This window comes from Aerophototrophica crusticola (assembly GCF_012913305.1).
GTDB lineage: Bacteria > Pseudomonadota > Alphaproteobacteria > Azospirillales > Azospirillaceae > Niveispirillum > Niveispirillum crusticola.
On the sequence record NZ_CP051775.1, the window covers coordinates 3,227,913 to 3,253,842 of the forward strand.

22 protein-coding genes and 3 pseudogenes are annotated in these 25,930 nt (G+C 69.4%); 11 read left to right on the forward strand and 14 right to left on the reverse strand.

What is annotated here, in order from left to right; all coding sequences use genetic code 11:
• Window positions 1-23: 23 nt before the first annotated feature.
• Window positions 24-803 (reverse strand): alpha/beta fold hydrolase, encoded by a 780-nt coding sequence (locus HHL28_RS15820; RefSeq protein ID WP_404325956.1) that lies wholly within the window; start codon window positions 801-803, stop codon window positions 24-26.
• Between HHL28_RS15820 and HHL28_RS15825 the strand changes: the two genes are divergently transcribed.
• The 7 genes and pseudogenes from HHL28_RS15825 (at window position 802) to HHL28_RS15855 (ending at window position 10,085) form a co-directional block, all read left to right on the forward strand.
• Window positions 802-2,037 carry a glycosyltransferase family 4 protein gene (locus HHL28_RS15825; RefSeq protein WP_083698955.1) on the forward strand — a complete coding sequence of 412 codons (1,236 nt, stop codon included), beginning with the start codon at window positions 802-804 and terminating at the stop codon, window positions 2,035-2,037. The two genes, HHL28_RS15820 and HHL28_RS15825, sit on opposite strands and share 2 nt — an antisense overlap.
• Complete coding sequence (locus tag HHL28_RS15830; protein WP_075770198.1) at window positions 2,034-2,957, forward strand: glycosyltransferase family 9 protein; 924 nt, start codon at window positions 2,034-2,036, stop codon at window positions 2,955-2,957. The genes HHL28_RS15825 and HHL28_RS15830 overlap by 4 nt, the downstream gene beginning before the upstream one ends.
• A 448-nt stretch (window positions 2,958-3,405) precedes the next feature.
• Complete coding sequence (locus tag HHL28_RS15835) at window positions 3,406-3,921, forward strand: DUF3576 domain-containing protein (protein WP_075770199.1); 516 nt, start codon at window positions 3,406-3,408, stop codon at window positions 3,919-3,921.
• A 186-nt stretch (window positions 3,922-4,107) separates the two neighbouring features.
• Window positions 4,108-6,704, forward strand: a pseudogene (gene leuS / locus HHL28_RS15840) (leucine--tRNA ligase).
• A complete protein-coding gene (gene lptE, locus HHL28_RS15845; RefSeq protein WP_075770201.1) occupies window positions 6,691-7,239 on the forward strand; it encodes an LPS assembly lipoprotein LptE in 549 nt (182 codons plus the stop codon). Before leuS ends, lptE begins: the two are co-directional and overlap by 14 nt.
• Before the next feature lie 25 nt (window positions 7,240-7,264).
• Entirely contained in the window at window positions 7,265-8,293 is a 1,029-nt protein-coding gene (gene holA / locus HHL28_RS15850) for a DNA polymerase III subunit delta (protein ID WP_075770202.1), read from the forward strand.
• Between the two features lie 256 nt (window positions 8,294-8,549).
• A complete protein-coding gene (locus HHL28_RS15855; protein WP_169655446.1) occupies window positions 8,550-10,085 on the forward strand; it encodes a Fic family protein in 1,536 nt (511 codons plus the stop codon).
• Here HHL28_RS15855 and HHL28_RS15860 read toward each other — a convergent pair.
• The 13 genes and pseudogenes from HHL28_RS15860 to HHL28_RS15920 form a co-directional block, all read right to left on the reverse strand.
• Window positions 10,027-10,224, reverse strand: a complete 198-nt coding sequence (locus HHL28_RS15860; RefSeq protein ID WP_169655448.1) for a hypothetical protein — start codon at window positions 10,222-10,224, stop codon at window positions 10,027-10,029. The two genes, HHL28_RS15855 and HHL28_RS15860, sit on opposite strands and share 59 nt — an antisense overlap.
• 163 nt (window positions 10,225-10,387) lie before the next feature.
• Window positions 10,388-11,860 carry a patatin-like phospholipase family protein gene (locus tag HHL28_RS15865; RefSeq protein ID WP_169655450.1) on the reverse strand — a complete coding sequence of 491 codons (1,473 nt, stop codon included), beginning with the start codon at window positions 11,858-11,860 and terminating at the stop codon, window positions 10,388-10,390.
• A gap of 235 nt (window positions 11,861-12,095) precedes the next feature.
• Window positions 12,096-12,482, reverse strand: a complete 387-nt coding sequence (locus HHL28_RS15870) for an ACT domain-containing protein (protein ID WP_075770205.1) — start codon at window positions 12,480-12,482, stop codon at window positions 12,096-12,098.
• A complete protein-coding gene (locus tag HHL28_RS15875; protein ID WP_075770206.1) occupies window positions 12,482-12,934 on the reverse strand; it encodes a Cif family virulence factor in 453 nt (150 codons plus the stop codon). The genes HHL28_RS15870 and HHL28_RS15875 overlap by 1 nt, the downstream gene beginning before the upstream one ends.
• A gap of 257 nt (window positions 12,935-13,191) precedes the next feature.
• On the reverse strand, window positions 13,192-14,076 hold the full coding sequence (locus HHL28_RS15880; protein WP_075770207.1) for a ParB/RepB/Spo0J family partition protein: 885 nt from the start codon (window positions 14,074-14,076) through the stop codon (window positions 13,192-13,194).
• Between the two features lie 8 nt (window positions 14,077-14,084).
• Window positions 14,085-14,905, reverse strand: a pseudogene (locus HHL28_RS15885) (ParA family protein).
• Between the two features lie 15 nt (window positions 14,906-14,920).
• A complete protein-coding gene (gene rsmG / locus HHL28_RS15890; RefSeq protein ID WP_075770208.1) occupies window positions 14,921-15,526 on the reverse strand; it encodes a 16S rRNA (guanine(527)-N(7))-methyltransferase RsmG in 606 nt (201 codons plus the stop codon).
• Between the two features lie 13 nt (window positions 15,527-15,539).
• Complete coding sequence (gene sugE, locus HHL28_RS15895; RefSeq protein WP_075770209.1) at window positions 15,540-15,863, reverse strand: quaternary ammonium compound efflux SMR transporter SugE; 324 nt, start codon at window positions 15,861-15,863, stop codon at window positions 15,540-15,542.
• Between the two features lies 1 nt (window position 15,864).
• Window positions 15,865-17,732: pseudogene (mnmG, locus tag HHL28_RS15900) on the reverse strand (tRNA uridine-5-carboxymethylaminomethyl(34) synthesis enzyme MnmG).
• A 249-nt stretch (window positions 17,733-17,981) separates the two neighbouring features.
• Window positions 17,982-19,310: a tRNA uridine-5-carboxymethylaminomethyl(34) synthesis GTPase MnmE gene (gene mnmE, locus HHL28_RS15905; protein WP_075770211.1), complete on the reverse strand. Its 1,329-nt coding sequence runs from the start codon at window positions 19,308-19,310 to the stop codon at window positions 17,982-17,984.
• A 32-nt stretch (window positions 19,311-19,342) separates the two neighbouring features.
• Window positions 19,343-19,792 (reverse strand): YybH family protein, encoded by a 450-nt coding sequence (locus HHL28_RS15910; protein ID WP_083698957.1) that lies wholly within the window; start codon window positions 19,790-19,792, stop codon window positions 19,343-19,345.
• A 3-nt stretch (window positions 19,793-19,795) separates the two neighbouring features.
• Window positions 19,796-20,170, reverse strand: a complete 375-nt coding sequence (locus HHL28_RS15915; RefSeq protein ID WP_075770212.1) for a (2Fe-2S) ferredoxin domain-containing protein — start codon at window positions 20,168-20,170, stop codon at window positions 19,796-19,798.
• Window positions 20,167-20,433: a DUF6489 family protein gene (locus HHL28_RS15920; RefSeq protein WP_075770213.1), complete on the reverse strand. Its 267-nt coding sequence runs from the start codon at window positions 20,431-20,433 to the stop codon at window positions 20,167-20,169. Before HHL28_RS15920 ends, HHL28_RS15915 begins: the two co-directional genes overlap by 4 nt.
• A 204-nt stretch (window positions 20,434-20,637) precedes the next feature.
• Between HHL28_RS15920 and HHL28_RS15925 the strand changes: the two genes are divergently transcribed.
• The 4 genes from HHL28_RS15925 to HHL28_RS15940 all read left to right on the forward strand — a co-directional run bounded on the left by HHL28_RS15925 (window position 20,638) and on the right by HHL28_RS15940 (window position 25,928).
• Window positions 20,638-22,659: a thioredoxin domain-containing protein gene (locus HHL28_RS15925; protein WP_075770214.1), complete on the forward strand. Its 2,022-nt coding sequence runs from the start codon at window positions 20,638-20,640 to the stop codon at window positions 22,657-22,659.
• Window positions 22,659-24,011 (forward strand): serine hydrolase domain-containing protein, encoded by a 1,353-nt coding sequence (locus tag HHL28_RS15930; protein WP_169655452.1) that lies wholly within the window; start codon window positions 22,659-22,661, stop codon window positions 24,009-24,011. The genes HHL28_RS15925 and HHL28_RS15930 overlap by 1 nt, the downstream gene beginning before the upstream one ends.
• A 174-nt stretch (window positions 24,012-24,185) precedes the next feature.
• On the forward strand, window positions 24,186-24,884 hold the full coding sequence (locus HHL28_RS15935; RefSeq protein WP_075770215.1) for a dienelactone hydrolase family protein: 699 nt from the start codon (window positions 24,186-24,188) through the stop codon (window positions 24,882-24,884).
• A 69-nt stretch (window positions 24,885-24,953) separates the two neighbouring features.
• The gene (locus tag HHL28_RS15940) at window positions 24,954-25,928 is read left to right on the forward strand and encodes a quinone oxidoreductase family protein (protein WP_075770216.1); all 975 of its coding nucleotides are present in this window, start codon (window positions 24,954-24,956) and stop codon (window positions 25,926-25,928) included.
• Window positions 25,929-25,930: the final 2 nt, after the last annotated feature.

Below are 25,930 nucleotides of genomic sequence, written 5' to 3' on the forward strand. Positions count from 1 at the left end.
TCCCCTCTCCCCAGAGAGAGGGATCAGGAAGCCACCGCCCGCACCGTCTCCAGCAGCAGCGCGATGTCCTGGTCCCGGCTCAGCCGGTGGTCGCCGTCCTTGACCAGGGTCAGGCGGACGTCCTCGCCGGACAGGGTCTCCGCCAGTTCCAGGCTCAGGCCCCAAGGCACGTCCGTGTCACGCAGGCCGTGCAGCAGGCGGGCGGGGCCGGTGAAGGGCAGGGGCTTGCCCAGGACCAAGTGGTCGCGCCCTTCCTGCACCAGCTTCCAGGTGATGCGATAGCCGGCGGGGTCGTAGGCGGAGGGGCGCAGGAAGCTGCCCTCCAGCGGCAACCGGCCTTGCGCCTCCGCCGACAGGCGCTGCCAGATCAGGCGCTCCGTGAAGTCGGGTGCGGCGGCGACGGTGACCAGGCTCTTCACCTGTTCCGGCCGCGCCTTCGCCACCAGCGACGCGACCCAGCCGCCCATGCTGGAGCCCACCAGCACAACGGGCCCTTTCGCCACCTGGTCCAGCACCGCCAGCGCGTCTCCCAGCCACAGGCCGATGGTGCAGTCCTCCCACACCCCGCTTGAGGCGCCGTGGCCCTGGTAGTCGAAGCGGATGTAGGATCGGCCGTGCGCCTGGGCCCAGCGTTCCAGCGCCACCGCCTTGGTGCCCGTCATGTCGGAGCGGAAGCCGCCCAGGAAGACAATGGTCGGCCCGGACCCGGGGGTGTGGCGATAGGCTATGGTGGCGCCGTCACGGCTTAGGCTATGTATCGGCCCGTCCATCCCGCCCCCCGTCTGGTCCTTCGTATCCATCATGTCCGTCCTGGCCGCAGCCCCCGGCACCCTATCGCCCGACCCTGCCCCGGTAAACCCGGCGGACCACTTCGGCGGCGGCCGGCCCGTGGTGATGCAGGTGATCCCCAGCCTGGTGACCGGCGGGGCGGAGCGCGGCTGCGTGGACATTGCCGCCGCCGTGCAGCGGGCAGGCGGGCGGGCCATCGTCGTCTCCTCGGGCGGGCCCATGGCGCGGGAGCTGGAGCGGTACGGCGCCAGGCACGTGACCCTGCCCGTGGACAGCAAAAGCCCCCTGGTGATCCGCCGCAACGCCAAGCGGCTGGCTGCCCTGGCGAAGGCGGAAGGGGTGGACATCATCCATGCCCGCAGCCGGGCCCCGGCCTGGAGCTGCCTGTGGGCGGCGGAGGCGCTGGGCATCCCCTTCGTCACCACCTTCCACGCGCCCTACAATTTCAAGAACGGGCTGAAGCGCTGGTACAACAGCGTCATGTCCCGGGGCGACCGGGTCATCGCCGTGTCCCGCTATGTCTATGACCATGTGGCCGCCAACTATGGCGTGGGGCCGGACCGGCTGCGCCTGGTCCACCGGGGCGTGGACGTGGACCTGCTGACGCCGGAGAAGGTGACCCAGGGGCGCATGGCCGCCCTGGTCCGGGAATGGCGCATCCCGGAGCACCAGCGCATCGTCATGCTGCCCGGCCGGCTGACCCGCTGGAAGGGGCAGGGGGTGCTGATCGAGGCGATCTCCAAACTGGGGCGCAAGGATGTCCGCGCCGTTCTGGTGGGCGGCGACCAGGGCCGCAGCGACTACCGGGCCGAGCTGGAGGGGCGCATCCGCGCCCTGGGGCTGGAGGGGCAGGTGACCATCGCCGGCCACTGCAACGACATGGCCGCCGCCTACATGCTGGCCGACGTGGTGGTGAGCGCCAGCACCGAACCGGAGGCCTTCGGCCGCATCATCGTGGAGGCCCAGGCCATGGGCCGGCCGGTCATCGTCACCGACCTTGGCGCCGTGCGGGAGACGGTCGTGGCGGGGGAGACGGGGCTGGTGGTGCCGCCGGGCGACGCCGGCGCCCTGGCCGACGCCATCCGGGAAGTGCTGGACCTGGACCCGCTGACCCGCAAGGCCGTGGGGCTGGACGGCATGCGGCATGTCCGCGCCCACTTCACCAAGGAAGGCATGTGCGCCGCCACCCTGGGCATCTATGCCGAGCTGCTGGCCGCACGGGCCCCGGTCGCCAGGGGGCGGCGGTGAGCCGGGAGCGGGTGCTGGTCATCCGCCTGGGTGCCCTGGGCGACCTGGTGCAGTGCTTCGACGCGTTCCAGGCCATCCGCGCCCACCATCCGGGGGCCGAGGCCATCCTGCTGACCAAGCCCGCCTTCGCCGGCTTCGGCCGGTCCATGCCCTGGTTCGACCAGGTGTGGGAGGACCCGCGCAGCCGGTCGCCCCTGCATTACCTGCGCATGCGGTCGCGTCTGCGGGGGGCGGGGCTATCGGTGGTGTACGACCTGCAGAACAAGCCGCGCACCAGCCTGTACCGGAAGCTGATGGCGCCAGGGCGCAAGGCCCGCTGGTCCGGCATCCTGCCCGGGGCGGACTGGCCCATCCCGGACGTTGCCGGCAGGCACAACCACGACCGCTACATGGCCCAGATCGCCGCCGCCGGGGTGCCCGACGCGGGACCGGCGGACCTGTCCTGGCTGACGGGTGACCTGGCGGGACTGCTGCCGGATGGGCCGTTCGTGCTGCTGGTGCCTGGCTGTTCCCCCCACCTTCCGCACAAGCGTTGGCCGGCGGAGGGCTATGCCGCCCTGGCCCGGCGGCTGAAGGGGCTGGGGCTGACCCCGGTGCTGGTGGGCACGGGCGCCGACCGGGAGGCCGCGGACGCCATCGGGCAAGCCTTCCCCGGGGTGGTGGACCTGGTGGGCCGGACCAGCCTGGGGCAGTTGGCGAGCCTCGCCCGGTTCGCCAAGGCGACGGTGGGCAACGACACCGGGCCGGTGTTCCTGACGGCGGCCCTGGGCTGCCCCACCCTGATGCTGATGTCCCACCATACGGACCCGGCCCGCAGCGCCCCCTGGGGGCCCCGGGCCGCTTGGCTGAAGCGCGACGACCTGTCCGGCTTGGGCATGGGCGACGTCTCAGCCGCCCTGGAGCGGCTGTTGGCGGCATGAACGACCGCCGGCCTGCCGGTGCGGCAACCTGCGGCCCCTCTTCTTATATGCAAGAAATTCCGTAGCCGCTACTCTAGCAGCGGTGGTGAAGGGGGTGGATGGTCCACCCCCGCCACCTGGAGGACAGGGCTGATGAGCAAGCCCTTCTTCCTTCACCTGAGGCTTCGGCTGTTCGGCATCTCTGTCGAACTGACGATCCGTCGGTGAGGAGCGTCGGGCGGTGTGTCACGAACACTGCCCGACTGCCCTTCGCTTATACCCCAACCCGCATCCTCTTGCAACCGCACGTCCCCTGGAGCAACGCGTGTGTCAGGGCTGGATTGCCGCAATCCTGCCCCGTTTGCGTGCGATGCGGAAGTCCGGGAACCCTGGCGGCCTTGCCTAAGCCCGGCTTTTTTGCTCTAAGGGTTCTCCTCCGATCCCTGCTGGCGTTCCAGGTGGTTCATCCATGACTCGTCGCGTTACCCTGTTCGGCCGCACCGCCCTGGTGGGCTTGGTTGCCCTGGGCCTGTCCGGCTGCTCCTGGCTGAACAGCATCGGCGCGGAGGATGAGCCGCAGACCGCGCAGCAGATGATGGTCACCCGGCAGAACACGTCCGACGTGGCCGGGATGACCGCCGCCGCGGTGCCGGCCGCCGGTGCCGCGGTGAACGCCTTCCTGTGGCGCGCCGCGCTGGACACCGTGGCCTTCATGCCGGTGACCCAGGCCGATCCCTATGGCGGCGTGATCCTGACCGACTGGTTCAGCCCGCCCGCCACCCCCAGTGAGCGGTTCAAGATCAACCTGTACATCCTGGACGCGGCGCTGCGGGCCGACGGCATCCGGGCCACGGTGTTCCGTCAGGTGAACCAGAACGGCTTCTGGACGGACGCCCCCGTGGCGCCGGAGACGGTGACCCAGATGGAGGACACCATCCTGACCCGGGCGCGGCAGCTTCGCCAGGCGAACGCGCCGGCCCGCTGAGCGGGATCGCTGCAGGTCGGAACGACCGGAGGCGTGAATCCCGCGACCACCCAACAGGGTCAGAGCGTGACACCACCCATGCTGATATCTGTCACGCTCTGACTCCGCCGACGGCGGGCGCGCCAGACCCCCATCCTGGGTGACGCCCCGCCGGAGCGCCACCCGAGATGCCGAGGGGTTGACCCCATGTCCCGCTACAACGTCCGTGAGACCGAGGCCAAGTGGCAGGCCGTCTGGGACGAACGCCGCAGCTTCGCCGTCCAGGCTGACCCGTCCCGGCCCAAGACCTATGTGCTGGAGATGTTCCCCTACCCGTCGGGGCGCATCCACATGGGCCACGTCCGCAACTACACCATCGGCGACGTGATCGCCCGCTACAAGCGGGCCAAGGGCTTCAACGTCCTGCACCCCATGGGTTGGGACGCCTTCGGCCTGCCGGCGGAGAACGCGGCGCTGGAGCGGGGCGTCCACCCGGCAAGTGGACCTATGAGAACATCGCCGCCATGCGCGGCCAGCTGCAGTCCATGGGCCTAGCCATCGATTGGAGCCGGGAAATCGCCACCTGCCGGCCGGAATACTACCGGTTCGAGCAGAAGATGTTCCTGGACTTCCTGAAGGCGGGCCTGGCCTACCGCAAGGAGTCCTGGGTGAACTGGGACCCGGTGGACAACACCGTGCTGGCCAACGAGCAGGTGATCGACGGCCGCGGCTGGCGCACCGGCGCGCTGGTGGAGAAGCGCCAGCTGTCCCAGTGGTTCCTGAAGATCACCCACTTCGCCGACGAGCTGCTGGGGGCCCTCGCCACCCTGGACCGCTGGCCGGAGAAGGTCCGGATCATGCAGGAGAACTGGATCGGCAAGTCCCAGGGCTGCCGGTTCTTCTTCAAGCTGTCCGGCGGGCATGAGGAGCTGGAGGTGTTCACCACCCGGCCGGACACGCTGTTCGGCGCCAGCTTCGTGGCCATCAGCCCCAACCACCCCCTGGCCGCCAAGCTGGCCGAGGGCAATGCCGAGCTTGGCGAGTTCATCGCCGAGTGCAACCGCATGGGCACCAGCGAGGCGGCATTGGAGCAGGCGGAGAAGAAGGGATTCCGGACGCCCGTGACGGCAGAGCACCCCTTCGTGCCGGGGTGGGAGCTGCCGGTCTATGTGGCCAACTTCGTGCTGATGGAATACGGCACCGGCGCCATCTTCGGCTGCCCGGCCCATGACCAGCGCGACCTGGACTTCGCCCGCAAGTACGATCTGCCCGTGAAGCCGGTGGTAGTCCCCGACGGGGAGGACCCGGCCAGCTTCGACGTGGGCAACGAGGCCTACACCGGCCCCGGCACCCTGCGGAACAGCCGGTTCCTGGACGGGCTGTCGGTGGAGGAGGGCAAGAAGGCCGCCATCGGCAAGATCGAGGAGCTGGGCCGCGGCACCGGCACCACCATGTTCCGCCTGCGCGACTGGGGCGTGTCCCGCCAGCGCTATTGGGGCTGCCCGATACCGGTGATCCATTGCGAGGCCTGCGGCGTGGTTCCCGTGCCGGAGGCGCAGCTGCCGGTGACCCTGCCGGAGGACGTGACCTTCGACGCGCCCGGCAACCCGCTGGAGCGGCACCCCACCTGGAAGCATGTGGACTGCCCGAGCTGCGGCAAGGCGGCCCGGCGGGAGACGGACACCTTCGACACCTTCATCGAGTCGAGCTGGTATTTCCTGCGCTTCGCCGACCCGCGCAACACCGAGGTGGCGTTTGACAAGGACGCCGTGAAGTACTGGCTGCCGGTGGACAACTACATCGGCGGCATCGAGCACGCGGTGCTGCACCTGCTCTATTCCCGCTTCTGGACGCGGGCGCTGGCCCATTGTGGCTATTTGGACCTGGCGGAGCCCTTCGCCGGCCTGTTCACGCAGGGCATGGTCACCCACGCCACCTTCCAGGACGCGGAGGGCAAGTGGATCTTCCCCACCGACGTGGACTTGGCAAGCGGCAAGGCGGTGAAGCGGGCCGACGGCAGCCCGGTCACCGTCGGCCCCGTGATCAAGATGTCCAAGTCCAAGAAGAACGTGGTGGACCCGGAAGGCATCCTGAACAGCTATGGCGCCGACGCGGCCCGCCTGTTCATGATGTCCGACAGCCCGCCTGACCGTGACCTGGAATGGACGGAGGCCGGCATCGACGGCGCCTGGCGCTACATCAACCGCCTGTGGCGGCTGGTGACGGAGCCCGGCATCACCCTGCCCGCCGCCGGCACGCCTGCCCCGGCGGAGTTCGGCGCCGACGCCACCGCCATCCGCCGCGCTGCCCACAAGGCGGCCCACGGGGTGGCGGAGGACATCGAGCAGTACCGCTTCAACAGCGCCGTGGCCAAGCTGCGCATCTTCAGCAACGCCCTGGGCGACGCCTTGTCCAAGCTGGCCGCCAAGCAGGGCAACAGCCAGGACGTGGGCGCGGACGAGGCCTGGGCCGTGCGGGAGGCGCTGGAGATCCTGAGCCAGATCGTCCAGCCTGTGATGCCCCATCTGGCACAGGAGATGTGGGTGAGCCTGGGGCACCAGGACCTGCTGGTGGAGCGGCCCTGGCCGGCCGCCGACGCGGGCTTGCTGGTGGAGGACACGGCCACCGTGGCGGTGCAGGTGAACGGCAAGCTGCGCGCGACCCTTGCCCTGCCGCGCGACGCGGCGGAAGATGTGGCCAAGGCGGCCGCCCTGGCCGACCCGGCGGTGCGGAAGGCCATGGACGGCAAGCCGCCCCGCAAGGTCATCGTCGTGCCGAACAGGATCGTCAATGTCGTGGTCTGAGACCCCCAAGGTCTTCCGCCGCCTCGGCCTGCTGGCTGTGCTCGCCCTGGTCCCTACGACCCTGGGCGGGTGTGGCTTCACGCCCGTCTATGGCACCCGCGGGGCGGCCACCGCCCCGGTGCAGCAACTTGCGCAAGTGCAGATCGACCCGATCCCGGAGCGCACGGGCCAGGTCCTGCGGAACAAGTTGATCGACCGGTTCTATGAGAATGGGCGTCCGGCCGATGCCAATTACCGGCTGGTGGTCAATCTGGCGGCCGCGGAGGAGGGGTTGGGCATCCGCAAGGACGCCACGGCCACCCGCGCGCGCCTGACAGTCCAGGCCAGCTATGAGCTGATCGAGGCCAAGACCGGCAAGGTCGCCTATCGCACCTTCAGCCGGGCCGTGGTCAGCTACAACCTGCTGGAGGCGCAATACGCCACCCTGGTGGCCCAGCAGGACGCCTATGAGCGCGCCCTGACGGAACTGGCGGAGGATGTGCGCACCCGCCTGGCCCTGTTCTTCATGCGCGACCCCGGCAGCCAGCCCTCTTGACCCCGAACCGGCCGGGCCCCCGCCCATGAAGGTCCAACCCCGCAACGCCGACGCCTTTGCCAAGCGGCCCGGCCCCGCCACCCGGCTGGTCCTGGTCTATGGCCCCGACGCCGGCCTGGTGCGGGAGCGGGGGACCCAGGCGGCCAAGTCCGCCTGCGAGGACCTGTCCGACCCCTTCCGCGTGGCGGAACTGAAGCCCGACCAGGTGGCCGCCGACCCGGCCCGCCTGTTTGATGAGATGGCCGCCATCGCCCTGACCGGCGGCCGGCGGGTGGTCCGCATCAGGGACGTGGACGACAAGCTGGAGCGGGCCGTCGCCGCCCTGTTGAAGGAGCCGCCGCCGGGCGACAGCCTGGCCGTGCTGGAGGCGGGGGAGCTGGACGGTCGGTCCAAGCTGCGCAAGCTGGTGGAGGACGCCGGCGAGGTGGGCGCCGCCATCGCCTGCTATGTGGAGGAGGGGGGGGAGCTGGCCGGCACCATCGCCCGCATCGTGGGCGAGCACGGCATGCAGATCACGCCGGAGGCGCGGGACTGGCTGGCCGCCAACCTGGTGGGCGACCGCTCCATGGCCCGCAGCGAGGTGGACAAGCTGGTCCTCTACATGCTGGGCAGCAAGGCCATCGGGATCGAGGACGTGAAGGCCGTGGTGGGCGACAGCGCCGCCATGGACATGGACGAGCCCGCCCTGGCCGCAGCCGACGGCAATCTGGCGGAGGTGGACCGGTCCTTGCGCAAGCTGTTCGCCGAGGGCACCAGCGTCGTCCCGATCCTGCGCGCCGCCCAGCGCCACTTCCAGCGCCTGCACATCGCCGTCGCCCACGTGGCCCGCGGCCAGACCCCCCAGCAGGCGGTGAAGACCCTGCGGCCCCCCGTCTTCTTCAAGCTGGAACCCCAGATGACCGCCCAGGTCCGCCGCTGGACCCTGCCCCTGCTGCAACAGGCCCTGGACCGCCTGCTGGAAGCCGAAGCCGAGTGCAAACGCACCCACAGCCCGGACGAGACGATCTGCGCGCGGGCGTTCTTCCAACTGGCGCAGTTGGCGCGGCGGGGGTGAGGCCGTACGGGATTTTTACCGGACGTGCCCAAACGAACAGAATTTTTACCGGCCGAACAGAATTCGTGCGACCATCACCGCGCTGACACGAATTTTGACGGCAGGGGCGGGCGATGCCGATCCGGCTTGGGCCCAACGAACGCTACACCGGCCAGATGGGCTTGGTCCATCGCTTCGGCCTGCGCGTGCCGCCGCCTTACACGATCTCGATTGTGGGGCAGGGCGTCTGCAAATCCATGAAACGCCCGAGCACCAAGTGGAGCGGTATGGCTCCAGCTACGACAAGGGCGACGACCCCCTGTCCGACTTAGCCTTCGCGCTGCGCTATGAGCCACTGCACCTCGGAATCTTGAAGGCGGTTTTCCGTACCATGGGCCCGGAACCCGTGAAGGCTTGGGTGCGCCAGAAGCCAACGGGCAAGTTCGCCCGGCGTGCTTGGTTCTTCTATGAATGGCTTATGGGTGAGCGCCTGGACCTGCCGGATGCGACGGCTGGGGCCATGGTGGACGCGCTGGATGAGGACAAGCACGTCACCAGCATGCTGGCCACGCCGCTACGCCGCTACCGTGTCTCCAATAATTTGTTGGGTTCGGCCGCTTTCTGCCCGGTCGTACGCCTCTCCCGGACCTTGCGCGAAAGGCAAGTCACCGAACTTGGGACGGAGGTTCGCGCCTTGGTCGAGGGCTGTGACCCCGCGGTCCTGGCGCGGGCGGTGCAATACGTGCTGACCAAGGAGACACGCAGCAGCTTCGCCATCGAGCGGGATGAGGTCGCCGGGTCGCGGGCGGAGCGCTTCATTGCCGCCCTGCGCACTGTCCAGGATTTCGACCCGGCCAGCGAGGCTGACCAGACGGGCTTGCAGAACCTGATCGTGGGCGACCCACGTTATGGGGCCCGGGGTTGGCGCGGCGCGCAGATCTACATCGGCGAGACGGTTCTGAATCAAGCCGACCGGGTCCGCTACATCTGCCCCCAGCCCGAGGACATCCGCGATTTGATGGGCGGCTTCGCCAAGATGGTACGTGGACAGCTTGGGGAGGTGGAGTTCGACAGGAGCTTGTCGGCCGCATTCGGCGCGACGATCCCGCACCCGCCGGCCATGCTGGACCCCATCACCGCCGCCGCCGTCATCAGCTTCGCCTTCGTCTTCATCCACCCGTTCGAGGATGGCAACGGCCGCATCCACCGCTTCCTGATCCACCATGTGTTGGAGCGGCTGGGTTTCACCCCGCCCGGCCTGTTGTTCCCCGTTTCCGCCGTCATCCTGCGCAACCGGCGAGCCTATGACGAGGCGCTGGAGGCCTTCTCTGAGGCCATCATGCCCTTCATCGACTGGGATTGGACCCCGGGCCCGGACGGGCTGCCGACCGTCGTGGTGAAGAACGACACCGCGGACCTGTACCGCTACTTCGACGCCACGCCCATGGTGGAGTTCCTGTACCGCTGCGTGGCGGAGGCGATCCGGGTGGACCTGAAGCAGGAGATCGCCTTCCTCGCCAAGTATGACCGGGCCCTGCGTGCCCTGATGGAGGTCAGCGCCATGCCGGACCGCAAGGCGGGCCTGTTCACCAACCTTGTGCTCCAGAACGGCAAGGTGGGTGCGGAGAAGCGCCGGCGCCATTTCGCCGAGTTGACGGAGGAAGAGGCCGACCGGCTGGAACAGGTGGTCCTGTCGGCCGCGCGGGAAGCGGTAGCGGATGGGGCGGCCGGTGATGGCCGCCCCGCCGTGGACATCACAATTTCCAGGTCTCCAGGTCCGCCTCCACCTTCTCCACCAGCTTGTCGACGATGAAATCGGCGATGGCGCCGTCGGCCACGTTCTCGATCAGGAAGCGCTTGAAGAAGCCCTTCGGCCGATCCTCGTCCGTGATCTGGTCCACGACCTTGCGGATACGATTGCGGAACAGCCGCTCCACCTTGCTGACGACCACCCGCCCGGCGGGCCAGGGCTCCAGCCGCTGCTCCTCCGCAGCCGTCCCGACCAGGGGATGATGGGCAGGAAGCGGTCGTCGGCCTTCTTCCAGGCCGCCAGGCCGGCGGCAACCTCCTGCTGGTCGAAGACCAGGTTGCCAGGATCAAGGACAAACTCCGTCCTCAGGTAATCCTGGCAGTTCTTGCGTCCCAGGAAGTAGTCGTGGCGGCGAAGCGCCTCGTCCAGGAAGCCCATGAAGGCGCCGAAACCGGCGCTGGCAATGGCTTTCGCCCCGACCAAGGGGGGGCGTCGCCATCCTCCCGGACCGGCGTGATCATGAAGCGGCTGAACACGGTCTCGTCCAGGGCCAGCAGCAGGTCGGACGTGCTGTAGCGGGCCTGCCCCACCAGGGACCCGACCGTCTGGAGCCCGGCCGACAGGAGCTGGGTGGTGATGTCGGTCGAGTCGAAGGTGGGCATGTCGGCGAAGGGGTCCACCAGCAAGACGCCGCGGTTGGCCTCCGTTGCGTTCCGTGGGTTCCGCCCTGTCACGCCAGCCAGGGCGGTGCGGGCCAGCTCCACCGGCTGGTTGTCCGTGCCGCCGCCATCCACCGCCACGAACTCGTAATCCTGGGGCAGCACCCCCCGCTGGTCGCGCAGCAGGTCGAAGACGGGGGTGCGCAGCACAACCCTGGGCCCACCCTGCTCACCGGGCAGCACCGCCGGCCGCCACAGGTAATGTTCCAGGGGGCGGCGCAGCTTGCGGGCAGGGAAGCCTGCCGGGAACGCCCCCGTGGCCCGGGCGAAGAGGCTGAACTCCTCCCAGTCTATCTGGTGAAGGTCGCCGGCGTTGCCCGGCTCCGCCACCACGAGAAAAGAATCTCCTGCCGCTTCACGCGGGGCCTTGGGTTTGCTGGCCGTGTCCAGCCCGATGGCAAAGCGGACATGGTCCGCATGGTCGGTAAAATACTGGCCCTTCGCCGCGCCGGAAAAGGCGACGGTGTATGGCATGCCCCGCAGGTTGGTCAATGTGAGGATAAGTTCGAGCGGGTCCGCCAAGTAACCCTGCCGGTCGACCCTATCGCCGGCGAACGAGGCGATCGCCAAGGCAGCGCTGTCGATCGGGGCCGGGCAGAGCAGGCTTTCCACGACCCGGTTGCCCTTCAGGTCAGACGTATCGGTGAAGCCGGCCACGTCAAGCTTGCTGACCCAGGTGTTGTAGAAGGGGTTGCGCATCCGCACGGCGTTGGCGGACACCGGCGTGACATGGGGGAAGCCGTTGGTAGCGACCTTCGCGAAGATCGCCCCGTTCACCCCGCCGCCCGAGGCGCCGGCCACGACCTTCACCATCAACTTATGGGTCGGCACAGTCTTCTTGGCGGACGGCTTCGCCTGCAGCTGCTTTGCTTTTTCCCATTCTTCCAGCGCTTCCAGCAGGAAATCCAGGACACCCGCCGTGTAGGCCCCGGCCGACACAGTGCCGCCCAGGACCAGGGCGAGTTCATAGGTGTTGGCAGGTACCGGGAGCTTGGCCTGGTCCTCGTATGCCTTGCGAATCTTCTCAAGCGCGTCCTTGTACGCCTGGACAACCGGATCGGGCTTTCCCTGGGGGTCTTTCTTGTCCAGGTCCCTTTCAGGAGGGATGGTGACAGTCATGGTGCGTCCTCCGTTGACGAGCCCCTTGCTGGCGAGGAGGAGGCGCGGCTCTCCGATAGCCGTCGCGACGCTTATGCCTGATTAGCGGATAACGGCGAGGCACACGTCCTTCCCGACAAGGATACTATATCGATCCGCTATCATTGGGGCATTGTGAATATGTGACGTCGCCAGCTTGCGGGACAACGCCATCGCAAGCCTGGCCTGTGCCGGACTGGTTCCGTGGCGGGTCACGTCAACCGATGACGGCGTGCCCCGCCCCGCGCAGGGCGGCGACGGCCGCGTCCAGCATGTCCGCCTTCACCAGCAGATAATCCGTGTCATAGGTGGCGACGGCGAACAAGCTGATGCCGGCCTCTGCCAGGGGCCGGGCCAGGGCGGCGAGGATGCCGGTCAGGGCGAAGTCCAGCGGCCCTTCCACCTTCAGCGCCCGCCAGGGGGCGACGGCCTGCACCCCGTCCGGTACCCGGTCGGCGAGGCAGACGACGGACAGCTCCTCCGCCGTGCGGGTCAGGGACAGGAAACCCGGCCCGTCGGCCCAGGCAGGGAACGGGGCGTCCGGGGGCAGGCGGCAGACCGCCAGTTCCCCCGGCAGGACGGTAAGGGGGATGCCGGCCGGCATCACGCCGCAGGGTTGGCGGCGGGCAGCATCACCGGCTCTTCGTAGGAGATCACCACGGCCAGCTTCCAGGCGCCGTCATCGGCCTTGCGCAACACATAGCTGGTGGAGAAGCGCATGATCTCCTCCCGCCCCTCGTTGCGTAGCAGCCAGAGCACCTCCGCCCGGGCCAGCCGGGGGCCGCAGGGCCAGGCCCAGACCGCCGCGGGCACCGGCCAAGCCAGGCCGATGCTGTGGTAGACGCCCAGCAACTCCTCCACATAGCCCCGCACCGCCGCGGCGTCCGGGTAGGACAGGGGCTTGTCCGCCGTCAGCACAGCCAGGGGCTGGTCGAACAGGGCAGCCACCGCGTCAGCGTCGTACTTGGCGAAGGCGGCGGAGTAGGTGCCGAAGAAGGCGGCGGCCTCGGCCCCGATGGTGTCGGCGATCTGGGTGGCGTCGGGGGTGTCGGCCATGGGTGAAATCCGGGGATAGGGGGACGGGCGCCGGGACAGGGTGTGTCCGCACCTATCCTTTTGCTTCTACCGCCATCCCAGCGCAAGCCCGGAGGTGCAAGGTCAAACCCAACGCCCTTCCTGCTTCCCCGCGCAGGCGGGGGTCCACAGTTCTTCAGCGACGGTGACGTAGGGACGGGATCAAAAACCGTGGGCCCCCGCCTTCGCGGGGGACGCGGATTACCTTGGGTAAGCGTATCGCAGACGAAGCCCTTGTCTCACCGCCGGCCCAGGATGCGGGTCAGCACCCCGTCCAGCTGGTCCAGGCTCTTGTAGTGGATCTGCAGCGTGCCCTTCGGGCCGGCGGAGTTCAGCGTCACCTTCAGGCCCAGGGCCTGGGAAACCTCCTTTTCCAGGGCCACCGTATCGGGGGCCTTGGGCGTCGGCGCCTTGGCCGGGACGGGCTGGGCGCCCAGCTTCACCAGCGCCTCCGTCTGGCGCACGTTCAGGCCGCGCTCCACGACGATCTTGGCCAGCTCCAGCGGGTCGGCGGCGGTCAGCAGGGCGCGGGCGTGGCCCATGCTGAGCTGACCGTCCTGCACCATCTGCTTCACCCCGTCCGGCAGGGACAGCAGGCGCAGCATGTTGGCCACGTGGCTGCGGCTCTTGCCCACGCTGTGGGCCAGGTCCTCCTGGGTGTGTTGGAACTCGTCCATCAGGCGCTTGAACCCTTCCGCCTCCTCCAGCGGGGTCAGGTCCTGGCGCTGGATGTTCTCGATGAGGGCGATCTCCAGCGCCTCCCGGTCGGTCAGGGACCGCACCAGCACCGGCACCTCGTGCAGCCCGGCGAGCTGGGCCGCGCGCCAGCGCCGCTCCCCGGCGATGATCTCATACTGGGTGGCGCCGGGGGCGGCGGCAGGGTCCTTGCGCACCAGCAGGGGCTGGAGCACGCCGCGCTCCCGCACGCTCTCCACCAGGGCGCGCAGCTCCTCCTCATCGAACTTGCGGCGGGGCTGGTACTTGCCCGGGCGCACCTGGTCGATGGGGACCAGCCGGGTCAGGCGGACCCGGTCCACCTGCTCCTCCTGGCCGCCCTGGGCCTCCCCGAACAGGGCGGACAACCCGCGCCCCAGGCCCGTGCGCTGCTTCTTCGACTCGTCCATTCCCACCATCACGCCATCTGCCGCTTGCGCTCACGCTTCAGGATCTCGCCCGCCAGGTGGATATAAGCCTGGGCGCCCGCCGACTTCATGTCGTAGAGCAGCACCGGCTTGCCATGGCTGGGCGCCTCGGAGACCCGCACGTTCCGCGGGATCACCGTCTCATACACCTTGTCGCCGAAGAAGCCGCGGACATCCGCCGCCACCATTTCCGACAAATTGTTGCGGCGGTCGAACATGGTCAGGACCACGCCGCCGATCTCCAGGGACGGGTTGAAGGCGCGCTTCACCCGCTCGATGGTGCGGACCAGGTGGGACAGGCCCTCCAGCGCATAGAACTCGCACTGCAACGGCACCAGCACCGCCGTGGCCGCCGCCAGGGCATTCAGGGTCAACAGCCCCAGGGCCGGCGGGCAGTCGATCAGCACATAATCATAGGCGCGGGAAGAGCGGGCGAGGGCATCCTTCAGCCGGTACTCCCGCCGGTCCACGTTCACCAGCTCCACCTCCGCCCCGACAGGTCCACGTTGGCGGTGACGATGGACAGGTTGGGCACCGCCGTGGGCACCGCCACCTCCTCCACCGACAGATCGGCGAAGAGCAGGTCGTAGATGCCGAACTCCCGGTCGGCTTGCGCGATGCCGAGGCCGGTGGACGCATTGCCCTGGGGATCGTTGTCGATGATCAGCACCCGCTTGCCGCAGGCGGCGAGGGCGGTGGCCAGGTTGATGGTGGTGGTGGTCTTGCCCACGCCGCCCTTCTGGTTGGCGAGCGCGATGACGCGCGCGGCAGGGGCGGGGACGGGCAGGGGGGCGGTCGTCACGGGGTTCAGGCCTTTCGCGCGACGTTACTTCGCGGAGATGTCGGACAGGCGCAGGATGGTGCCGGCGGGGTCCGTCCGGCTGGGGAACGCCTCGGTCCGCATTGTCCAGGAATCCGCCACCCCGGTCAATTCATCCGCCGCCGACCTGCCCTTCGGGAAGATGCAGGTGCCCCCCGGTTTCAGCAGGCGCAGGGCCCAGGGTAGCAGTTGCGACAGGTCGGCCAGGGCGCGGGCGCTGACCACATCGGCCGGCGGCAGCTCCACCGCCTCGATCCGGCTGGCATGCACGGTGGCGGGAGCGCCAGTGACGCGCGCCACCTCCCGCAGGAAGGTGGCCTTGGTCTGGTCGGACTCCACCAAGTTGACGTGAGGCACGCCCAGGATCGCCAGCACCATGCCGGGGAAGCCTGCGCCGGAGCCGATGTCGGTGAGGGTCTGGGTTCCGGGTGGCAGCAGGGGGAAGAGCTGGGCGCTGTCGGCGAAGTGCCGGGTCCAGACATCCGCGAGGGTGGTCTTGGAGACCAGGTTCACCACCGGGTTCCACTTGCGCAACAGCGCCTCATAGGCTTGCAGCCGTTCCAGTGTTTCACGTGGAACATGGAAGGTGGCGGCGAAGTCGGTGGGGGTCATAGACGCCATAGGATCACGCGACCGGGCTGAACAGCTTCAGGCCGACGATGCCGGCGATGATCAGCAGGATGCACAGGATGCGGGCGAGGTTTGCCGGCTCCCCCAGCACCACCATGCCCAGGATGGCCGTGCCCACGGCACCGATGCCGACCCAGATGGCATAGCCGGTGCCCACGGGGATGGTCTTCAGCGCCTGGGACAGCAGGATGAAGCTGCCGGCCATGGCCGCCAGGGTCCAGACGGAGGGCCAGAGCTTGGTGAACCCCTCCGTGTATTTCAGCCCGATGGCCCAGACGATCTCCAGCAGGCCGGCGATGACCAGATAAACCCACGCCATGTCAGGCCACCGCCGCCGCGGGAGGCTTGCGCTTCACATAGCGCAACAGCGCGGTCAGGGCAGCCGGGGTCATGCCGGGGATGCGGGCGGCGGCGCCAAGGGTGGCGGGGCGCACGGTCTTCAGCTTCTGCCGGATCTCCGCCGAAAGGGCAGCGATGCGGTCGGGGTCCAGGTCGGCGGGCAGGGCTAGATCCTCATCCCGGCGGAAGGCGCGGATGTCCGCCTCCTGCCGGTCCAGGTAGCCGGCATACTTGCCGTCAATTTCCACCTGTTCCGCGATGTCGGCGGGCAGGGCGGCCAGCTCCGGCCAGACCGTGGACAGGCGGGCAAGGTCGATGTCCGGGTAGCGCAGCAGGTCCAGGGCGGTGCGCCGCACCCCGTCCCGGTTCACATGGATGCCGTGCCTTGCCAGCTCGTTCGGCGTGGCGGCGAGGCTGGTGGCGAGGTCCCGCGCCGCGGCCAGGGCCTGCTTCTTCGCCTGCCAGTGCGCCTGCCGCTCCGCCCCACCACACCCACGGCGAGGCCCCGGTCGGTCAGGCGCTGGTCGGCGTTGTCGGCGCGCAGCAGCAGCCGGTACTCCGCCCGGCTGGTGAACATGCGATAGGGCTCGGTGGTGCCGCGGGTGATCAGATCATCGATCAGGACGCCGATATAGGCCTCCGCCCGGTCCAGCACGAAGGGGGCGGAGCCCGCCACGGCCAGGGCGGCGTTCAACCCGGCGACCAGGCCCTGGGCCGCCGCCTCCTCATACCCGGTCGTGCCGTTGATCTGGCCGGCCAGGAACAGGCGGGGCAGGCGCTTGGTCTCCAGCCTGTTGGTCAGCTCCCGCGGGTCCACATAATCATACTCGATGGCATAGCCGGGCCGCAGCATCACCGCCCGCTTCAGGCCCGGGATGTTGCGCAGCATCTCCGCCTGCACGTCGCGGGGCAGGCTGGTGGAGATGCCGTTGGGATAGACCGTGTCATCGTCCAGCCCCTCCGGCTCCAGGAAGATTTGGTGCCGCTCCTTGTCGGCGAAGCGGACGACCTTGTCCTCCACGCTGGGGCAATAGCGGGGGCCCGTGCCCTCGATCTGGCCGGAATACATGGGTGCCCGGTGCAGGTTGGCGCGGATGGCCGCGTGCACCGCCGGGGTGGTGTAGGTGATGGCGCACTGCACCTGCGGCGTGGTGATCGCCGTGGTCAGGGTGGAAAAGGGCGGGGGCGGGTCGTCGCCCGGCTGCATCTCCAGCGCCGCCCAGTCGATGGTGCGGCCGTCCAGCCGGGGCGGGGTACCGGTCTTCAACCGGCCCAGGGGGAAGCCGAAGCGGGCCAGGGTGGCGGACAGGCCCAGGGCAGGGGCCTCCCCCACGCGCCCGGCCGGTATCTTCTCCTCCCCGATATGGATCATGCCGCGCAGGAAGGTGCCGGTGGTCAGCACCACGGCCCCGGCGCGGATCACTTCCCCCTCCGCCGTCACGACACCGGCGCAGGTGCCGCCGCCGTCAATGACCAAATCCTCCACCGCCGCGGCGATGATGTCCAGGTTGGGCTGGGCGGCCAAGGTGGCCTGCATGGCCTGCCGGTACAGCTTGCGGTCCGCCTGGGCCCGGGGGCCGCGGACGGCAGGGCCCTTGGATCGGTTCAGCACCCGGAACTGGATGCCGCCCTGGTCCGTCACCCGGCCCATGACCCCGTCCAGGGCGTCAATCTCACGGACAAGATGGCCCTTGCCCAGGCCGCCGATGGCCGGGTTGCAGGACATCTCCCCGATAGTCTTGACCTTGTGGGTCACCAGCGCCGTGCGGGCCCCCGCACGCGCCGCCGCGGCAGCAGCCTCGCATCCCGCATGGCCACCGCCCACCACGATCACGTCATAGCTGCGCATGGCGCGGAATGTATGGATGAGGGGCCGAGGAGTCCAGTGTTCCACGTGGAACAGGGGGGACATCTGCCGTCCATGCAGAGCGCTGATGTCACCCCGGGCTTGACCCGGGGCCCTCGGGATCGGTCGATGCAGATCACCGAAAGCGGTGTTTTTCTTTGTCCTTTTGCCCGCTGCCGCCCCTTGGCACGTCCGCTTTCCCAAGGGCCCCGGCTCAAGGCCGGGGTGACATCAAGTGATTGGCATCGGCGATCACTTCCCGATGCAGAAATCCCGGAAGATCACGTCCAGCAGCTCCTCCACGTCCACCCGCCCGGTGATGCGGCCCAGGGCGCGGGTGGCGAGGCGGATGTCTTCGGCGGCCAGTTCGGGCAGGGGGGCGGACAGGGCGCGGAGCAGGCTGTCCCGGCAGTCCTCCAGGGCGGATCGGTGCCGGGCCCGGGTCAGGGCGGGGGCGCCGCTGGGGGCGTAGCGTCGCTCCACCTCCGACCCCAGCGCCGACAGCAGCGCGGGCAGGCCTTGGCCGGTGGCGGCGGAGACGGGCAGGGCGGGGCGGCCCCCCACCACGGGCTCGGCCGGGTGTGCGGCCAGGTCGGCCTTGTTCAGCACGGGCAAGGCGTCCTCGTCCAGCAGCGCCAATGTGGCTGGATCGAGCAAGGGCCAGCGGCTGCCGTCAAACACCAGCAGCTTAAGGTCCGCCCGCGAGGCCCGGTCCAGGGCGCGGCGGATGCCTTCCGCCTCGATGGCCTCCGCCGCCTCCCGCAGGCCCGCCGTGTCGGCCAGCAACACGGGGTAGCCGCCCAGGTCCAGGTGCACCTCGATGACGTCCCGGGTGGTTCCCGCGGTGTTGGAGACGATGGCCACGTCCCGCCGGGCGATGGCGTTCAGCAGGCTGGACTTGCCGGCGTTGGGGGCGCCCAGGATGGCGATGGAGATGCCGTCGCGTAAGCGCTCCCCCCGGCTATTGTCGGCCAAGTGGGCCCCGATCTCCGCCGCCAAGCCTTCCACCACGGGCCGGACCGCGTCGGACAGGCCGCCGGGCAGGTCTTCCTCCGGGAAGTCGATATCGGCCTCAAGGTGGGCCAAGGCACGGGTCAGGCGGGTACGCCAGCCGTCATAGAGGCGGCCCAGGTCGCCATCCAATTGCCGCAAGGCTTGGCGGCGCTGGGCCGCCGTTTCAGCATCCACCAGGTCGGCGATGGCCTCCGCCTCCGTCAGGTCCAGCTTGCCGTTCTCGAAGGCGCGGCGGCTGAATTCCCCTGGCTCGGCAACGCGCAGGCCCAGGGTGGTGAGGGCGTCGGTAACGGCGGACAGGACGGCCCGGCCGCCATGCAAGTGCAGCTCCGCCACGTCTTCCCCGGTGAAGCTGGCAGGGCCGGGGAACCAGAGCACCAAGCCCTTGTCGATCACCTCGCCACTGCCGGGTTCGCGCAGGCTGGCCAGGGTGGCTTGGCGCGGCGGGGGCAGGGGGCGGCCGGTCAGATGCCCCAGGGTCGCACCGGCATCCGGCCCGGACAGGCGGATGACCTGCACCCCGCCCCGGCCCGGTGCGCTGGCGAGGGCGAAGATGCTGTCGCTCATGGCCTGTGTTCCACGTGGAACATTGGGTCGGCTCACGCCTTGCGTGACGACCAATGGATATGGTGGATGCGCCAGCCATCATCGCCGCGGCGCAGGATCATCGTCTCCGTCCCGCGCACATCCACGGGCTTGTCCTTGAACGTGCCCGTCGTGCGGGTCTCACAAGCTTCCCAGGCCAGGTCGTCGGAACGGCCGGAAACGAAGTTGGACACCTCCCGCCTCGTGGCCTGGGCGAACTCCATGTCGGCGCGGAGATGGTGGTTCACATACTCCCGCGCCGACCGCTCCACCCCGCCCTGCTCATAGACGGTCACGCCGATGTGCAGCCGCCGGACGGCCCCATCCAGGTCGCCGGCGGCCAAGGCCTTGTGGAAGGCTTCGACCACCTTGCGGGGCCCATCATCCTCACCGGCGGCGGGAAGGGCGGCAAGGGTGGCCGCACCGGCCCCGGCCAGCATCACGGCACGGCGGTCCATGTCCATGGCTCAGGCCCCCACCACCAGCCGGGCCTCACGGTCCTCCGGCTTCTTGTCACCGGGCTGCAGCATCAGCCGCTCCACCCGGCCACCCTCCACCAGGTGGGTCTGCAGGATCTCATCCAGGTCCGCCTCATCGGCATAGGTGTACCAGACCCCTTCCGGGTAGATGACCAGCGTCGGCCCCAGCTCACAGCGGTCCAGGCAGCCGGCATTGTTCACCCGCACGGCCTTGCCCAGGCCAAGCGCGGAGGCGCGCTTCTTCATGTAGTCGCGCAACTGCTCCGCCCCTTTGGCCTTGCAGCAGCCGCGGGGGTGGCCGTCCGGCCGCTCATTGGTGCAGACAAAGACATGCGCGCGGAAATAGGGGGCGGGATCAGTCACTTCTTTCCATCCTTCGACGGGCCGGCGGCACCCATGGCGGCCGCCATCTGGTTCCAGAGCATCTTCTGGATCTGCTCGAAGCCCTGGATGCTGGCAGGCAACCAGGTCCTTACCATCACCTCGGGGTCCATGGCCTGGATATTGGCGCTCAGCCGATCCTGCAACTGCTGCATCAGCGCCTGCTGCATGGGCTGCACGTCAGGCAGGCCGAAGAAGGTCCGGGCCTCCTCCGGCGTGCAGTCGATGTTGACCGTCACCTTCATCGCCGCCCTCCCATCCCTGCTGAAGAACCGGCCGGCCCGCGGATCGGGGCCATAACCGTAAGTTATCCAAGGCCATTTTCCTGGCGCGGGTCAGTCTACACGAGGTTACACTGCCCGCAAACGGCCCCCGACCCGGCGGCCCCACGCCAAAGCGGCGCGCGGCCTGTTGGGATTTGGGGGAAATCGGGGGAAAGGGAAGGGACCATGGCCGAAGGCGCGAACCTTCTGGGGCGCGAGACGAGCCCCTATCTGCTCCAGCACGCGGACAACCCCGTGCACTGGATGGCCTGGGGGCCGGAGGCCTTCGCCCGGGCCAAGGCGGAGGACAAGCCCATCCTGCTGTCCGTGGGCTACGCCGCCTGCCATTGGTGCCACGTGATGGCCCATGAGTCCTTCGAGGACCCGGAGATCGCGCGCTTGATGAACGAGCTGTTCGTCAACGTGAAGGTGGACCGGGAGGAACGGCCGGACCTGGACCAGGTCTACCAGCAGGCCCTGTCCCTGCTGGGGCAACAGGGCGGCTGGCCGCTGACCATGTTCCTGACGCCCGGCGGGGAGCCGTTCTGGGGCGGCACCTATTTCCCGCCGGCCACCCGCTGGGGCCGGCCCGGCTTCCCCGACGTGCTGCGCGGGGTGGCCAACACCTACCGGACGGAGCCGGAGAAGGTGACCCGCAATGTCAGCGCCCTGAAGGACGCGCTGACCAAGCTGTCGCAGAACCGCCCGGGCGGCAGCGTGGAACCGGCCGTGCTGGACCAGGTGGCGGAGCGCCTGGTGCGGGAGGTGGACCCCTTCAACGGCGGCATCGGCGACGCGCCCAAGTTCCCGCAGCCCAGCATCTTTACCCTGCTCTGGCAGGCCTTCAAGCGGACGGGCAAGCCGCCCTATGCCAGCGCCGTGATCAACACCCTGACGCGGATGAGCCAGGGCGGCATCTATGACCACCTTGGCGGCGGCTTCGCCCGGTACAGCACGGACGCCCAGTGGCTGGCACCCCACTTCGAGAAGATGCTGTACGACAACGCCCAGCTGCTCGAGCTGCTGACGGCGGTGTGGCAGGAGACGCGCGACCCCCTGTTCGAGGCGCGCATCCGGGAGACGGCCGCCTGGGTCCTGCGGGAGATGGTGGCCGAGGCCGGGGGCTTCGCCGCCACCCTTGATGCCGACAGCGAGGGGGAGGAGGGCCGGTTCTACGTCTGGTCCAAGGCGGAGGTGGACACGGTGCTGGGCGCCGACGCGGACGCGTTCTGCGCGGTCTACGACATCTCCCACCATGGCAACTGGGAGGAGACGAACATCCCCAACCGGCTGAAGGACACGTCCTGGCTGGGGGCGGAGCGGGAAACGGCGCTGGCCGCCCAGCGCGCCAGGCTGCTGGCCGTGCGGGACAAGCGGGTGCGGCCGGGCTGGGACGACAAGGTGCTGGCCGACTGGAACGGGCTGATGATCGCCGGCTTGGCCAAGGCGGGCGCGGCGCTGGGGGAACAGGCCTGGATCGACGCGGCCGCCCGCGCCTTCGGCTTCGTCGCCTCCTCCATGCAGGAACATGGGCGGCTGAAGCATAGCTGGCGGCATGGGCAGTTGAAGCACGCCAGCACGCTGGAGGACCACGCCAACATGGCCCGTGCCGCCCTGGCCTTGTTCGAGGTCATCGGCGACTGGTCCCTGGTGGAGCAGGCCAGGGCCTGGGTGGCCGTGCTCGACAAGCATTATTGGGATGGGGAAGGGGGTGGCTACTTCATCGTCGCGGACGATGCCACCGACCTGATCGTCCGCCCGCGGCATGCCCATGACAACGCCGTGCCCGCCGGCAACGGCACCATGGTGGGGGTGCTGGCCCGGCTGTGGCTGCTGACGGGAGAGGAGGCCTATCGCCAGCGGGCCGACGCGCTGGTGGATGCCTTCAGTGGCGAGCTGACCCGCAACTTCTTCCCCCTGGCCACCTGGCTGAACGGGATCGAGCTGCTGGAGACGGCGGTGCAGGTGGTGGTGGCTGGGGAACCGGGGGCGGCGGACACGCGCGCCCTGCTGGCGGCCGTCCATGGCCTGTCCCTGCCCACCCTGGTGCTGACACCCTTGGCGCCGGGCATGGCCCTGCCGGAGGGGCACCCGGCCGCAGGCAAGGGCTTGGTGGATGGCAAGGCCGCGGCCTATGTCTGCCGTTATGGCAGTTGCGGCCTGCCGGTCACCGACCCGGCGGAACTGACGAAGGCGCTGGGCGGCTGATGCGGCTGGGACGGGGGATCGGGGCCGCCCTGCTGGCCTTGGCGCTGCTGGCGCGGCCGGCCGTGGCGGAGACGCGCACGGAGCTGCTCGACCGCACCCTGGCGGCCCTGGTGGCGGACAAGACGGCGCCGGTCAGCGGGGTGGCGCTGGTGGTGCTGGACAAGGGGCGGGAGGCCTTTGCCAACGCCGCCGGGCTGGCCGTCATCGACCCGGCGGACCCGGCCCGGCAGCAGGCCCTGGACGTGGACACGCCCGTGCGGGTGGCCAGCATCTCAAAGCTGGCGGTGGCGATCACGGCGCTGCGGCTGGTGGAGGAGGGCAAGCTGACCCTCGACGGGGATGCCGGCGCGGTGCTGGGCTTTGCCTTACGCAACCCGCATTGGCCTGACCGCCCCATCACCCTGCGCCATTTGCTGACCCATACCAGCAGCCTGCGCGACGGGGAGGTCTATGCCCTGCCGGTGCAGCACAGCCTGGAGGAGCTGGTGCGGCCCGGCGGCCCCTGGGACAAGGACGGCAGCCGCTGGGCCAAGCCGGACGGCGACGGCAGGGACCGCGGGCCCGGCGCCTGGTTCAGCTACGCCAACATCAATCTGGGCGTCGTCGCCACCATGATGGAGCGGGTGACGGGGGAACGGTTCGACTCGACCGTGGACCGGGTGCTGTTCCGGCCCCTGGGCATCCAGGCCGGCTTCGACGTGCGTCGCCTGCCCGACCCCGCCTTTGCCAAGCTGGCCCCGGTCTACCGCAAGGTGACGGGGGAGGTGAGCGACCCTGGGGGTACCTGGTCGGCCCAGGTGGACGATCACCGGGGCGTCCGGCCCGACGGCTTCGTCAGCCCCTTCGGCGTGACGGCGACACTTCCCCTGTCCGCCTACCAGCCCGGCCGCAACGCCACCACCCTGGCGCCCCAGGGCGGCCTGCGCATCTCCGCCCGCGGCCTTGCCCGCATGCTGCGGGTCCTGCTGGACCGCGGGACGGTGGACGGGGTGCGGGTGCTGAGGCCGGAAACGGTGGACGCCATGCTCGCGCCCGCCTGGGCCTTCCCGAATGGTGATGGTGACACCGAACGCGGGCTGTACCAGCGCTGGGGCCTGGGCGTGCATTGCCTGAACACGGGGGAGGGCGACCGCATCGCCCCTGGCGCCCCTATGCTGTGCGGGCACCTGGGTGATGCCTATGGCCTGATCGGCGGGGCGTTGGTGGACCCGGCCGGGGGCTGGGGGTTCGTCTACCTGGTCACCGGCACCAGCCTGGACTCCGCCGACGCTTCCATCCCGCCCTCGGCCCTGACACGGTGGGAAACCACCATCGGCAGGGCCGTGCTGGAGGGCAGGGCACCCGGGCGGTGACACCAGCGGCCCAAGCCCGCGGACGCGGGTGCCTGAGAGGGCGCCATGAACATCGCGTTACCCCCGCTTTCCCTGCCGTGACAAGCGCTTGGCTGCTTAGTATCGTGCCGCCGAACCGTTCGGCGCCCGCCACCGACCCTGGGCGCCGTGCCATCAAGCAAACAGGGGGCAGGCATGACCGAGGTTACCATCCAGGCCAAGGACGGCGGCAGCTTTACCGGCTATCTGGCCCTGCCCGCGGGCGGCAAGGGCCCCGGCATGGTCGTGATCCAGGAGATCTTCGGGGTCAACGACGTGATGCGCGGCCTGTGCGACCAGTACGCGGCCCAGGGATACGTCGCCCTCTGCCCCGACCTGTTCTGGCGGCAGGAACCGGGCATCCAGATTTCCGACAAGACGGATGCGGAATGGCAGAAGGCCTTCCAGCTCTACCAGGGCTTCAACGAGGCCAAGGGTGTAGAGGACCTGATCGCCACGCTGGATTTCCTGCGCGGGCATGAGGCCGTCACCGGCAAGATCGGCAGCGTCGGCTACTGCCTGGGCGGCAAGCTGGCCTATCTGATGGCCACCCGCTCCGACGCGGATGCCAATGTCAGCTATTACGGCGTCGGCATCGATGGCGCGCTGGGGGAGGCCACGGCCATCGACAAGCCGCTGCTGATGCACATGGCCGGCAAGGACAAGTTCGTGCCGCCCGAAGCGCAGGAAAAGATCAAGGCCACCCTGTCCGACAACCCGCTGGTCACCATCCACGCCTACCCGGACCAGGACCACGCCTTCGCTCGCACCGACGGCATCCATTGGGACCCGGAGGCCGCGAAGGCCGCCAACGAGCGCACGGCCGCTTTCTTCTCCCGGTATCTGAAGAGCTGATCCATCATGCCTGGAGTGGGTGTCGCGCGGCACCCGCCCCTTATCTTTTCCCAATTCCGGAGCCATCCCATGCCCCACGCCATCCGCATCCACCAGCACGGCGGCCCCGAGGTCCTGGCGTGGGAGGAGGTCGAGGTGGGGGAACCGGGCCCGGGGCAGGTGCGGCTGCGGCACACGGCCGTCGGGCTGAACTTCATCGACGTCTACCACCGCACAGGCCTGTACCCCATCCCGCTGCCCTTTTCGCCGGGGTCGGAAGGGGCAGGGGTGGTGGAGGCGGTGGGACCCGGGGTGACCAACCTGAAGCCCGGCGACCGGGTGGGCTATTGCACTGCCGGGGTGGGCGGCTATGCGGAGGTGCGGCTGGCCCCGGCGGACAAGCTGGTGCCCCTGCCGGACTGGCTGGATGACCAGACAGCCGCCGCCATGTTGCTGCAGGGCATGACCGCCCGCTACCTGCTGCGCAAGACCTATCCGGTGCGGGCGGGGGACACGGTGCTGGTCCATGCCGCGGCCGGCGGGGTGGGGCTGATCGCCTGCCAGTGGGCCAATGCCCTGGGCGCCACGGTGATCGGCACTGTGGGCTCTGCCGCCAAAGCGGAACTGGCCCGCGCCCACGGCTGCCACCACGTCATCAACTATGCGCAAGAGGACTTCGCCGCCCGCACGCGGGAGCTGACCGGCGGGCGCGGGGTGGAGGTGGTCTATGACGGTATCGGCAAGGACACCTTCGAGAAGAGCCTGGATTGCCTGAAGCTGCGCGGCTTCATGGTCACCTTCGGCAACGCCAGCGGCCCCGTGCCGCCCATGCCGCCGGCCTTGCTGGGCCAGAAGGGCGGCCTGTTCCTGACCCGCCCGTCACTCGCCCACTATACCGCCACGCGGGATGAGCTGCTGGAAACGGCGGCGGACCTGTTCGGCGTGGTGCGGGACGGCCGGGTGAAGATCAACGTCCACCAGACCTTCGCCCTGAAGGACGCCGCGGAGGCGCACCGGGCGCTGGAGGCGCGGAAGACCACCGGCTCCACGGTGCTGCTGCCGTGATG

What these genes read in the sequence shown, in the direction of transcription:
- HHL28_RS15870 (WP_075770205.1), bottom strand. Translation starts at nt 12,482, where the DNA reads ATGCCGGCCGGCATCCCCCTTACCGTCCTGCCGGGGGAACTGGCGGTC.
- HHL28_RS15825 (WP_083698955.1), top strand. Translation starts at nt 802, where the DNA reads ATGTCCGTCCTGGCCGCAGCCCCCGGCACCCTATCGCCCGACCCTGCC.
- rsmG (WP_075770208.1), bottom strand. Translation starts at nt 15,526, where the DNA reads ATGACCCCCACCGACTTCGCCGCCACCTTCCATGTTCCACGTGAAACA.
- holA (WP_075770202.1), top strand. Translation starts at nt 7,265, where the DNA reads ATGAAGGTCCAACCCCGCAACGCCGACGCCTTTGCCAAGCGGCCCGGC.
- HHL28_RS15835 (WP_075770199.1), top strand. Translation starts at nt 3,406, where the DNA reads ATGACTCGTCGCGTTACCCTGTTCGGCCGCACCGCCCTGGTGGGCTTG.
- lptE (WP_075770201.1), top strand. Translation starts at nt 6,691, where the DNA reads ATGTCGTGGTCTGAGACCCCCAAGGTCTTCCGCCGCCTCGGCCTGCTG.
- mnmE (WP_075770211.1), bottom strand. Translation starts at nt 19,310, where the DNA reads ATGAGCGACAGCATCTTCGCCCTCGCCAGCGCACCGGGCCGGGGCGGG.
- HHL28_RS15930 (WP_169655452.1), top strand. Translation starts at nt 22,659, where the DNA reads ATGCGGCTGGGACGGGGGATCGGGGCCGCCCTGCTGGCCTTGGCGCTG.
- HHL28_RS15880 (WP_075770207.1), bottom strand. Translation starts at nt 14,076, where the DNA reads ATGGACGAGTCGAAGAAGCAGCGCACGGGCCTGGGGCGCGGGTTGTCC.
- HHL28_RS15865 (WP_169655450.1), bottom strand. Translation starts at nt 11,860, where the DNA reads ATGACTGTCACCATCCCTCCTGAAAGGGACCTGGACAAGAAAGACCCC.
- HHL28_RS15875 (WP_075770206.1), bottom strand. Translation starts at nt 12,934, where the DNA reads ATGGCCGACACCCCCGACGCCACCCAGATCGCCGACACCATCGGGGCC.
- HHL28_RS15935 (WP_075770215.1), top strand. Translation starts at nt 24,186, where the DNA reads ATGACCGAGGTTACCATCCAGGCCAAGGACGGCGGCAGCTTTACCGGC.
- HHL28_RS15925 (WP_075770214.1), top strand. Translation starts at nt 20,638, where the DNA reads ATGGCCGAAGGCGCGAACCTTCTGGGGCGCGAGACGAGCCCCTATCTG.
- HHL28_RS15940 (WP_075770216.1), top strand. Translation starts at nt 24,954, where the DNA reads ATGCCCCACGCCATCCGCATCCACCAGCACGGCGGCCCCGAGGTCCTG.
- sugE (WP_075770209.1), bottom strand. Translation starts at nt 15,863, where the DNA reads ATGGCGTGGGTTTATCTGGTCATCGCCGGCCTGCTGGAGATCGTCTGG.
- HHL28_RS15820 (WP_404325956.1), bottom strand. Translation starts at nt 803, where the DNA reads ATGATGGATACGAAGGACCAGACGGGGGGCGGGATGGACGGGCCGATA.
- HHL28_RS15920 (WP_075770213.1), bottom strand. Translation starts at nt 20,433, where the DNA reads ATGAAGGTGACGGTCAACATCGACTGCACGCCGGAGGAGGCCCGGACC.
- HHL28_RS15910 (WP_083698957.1), bottom strand. Translation starts at nt 19,792, where the DNA reads ATGGACATGGACCGCCGTGCCGTGATGCTGGCCGGGGCCGGTGCGGCC.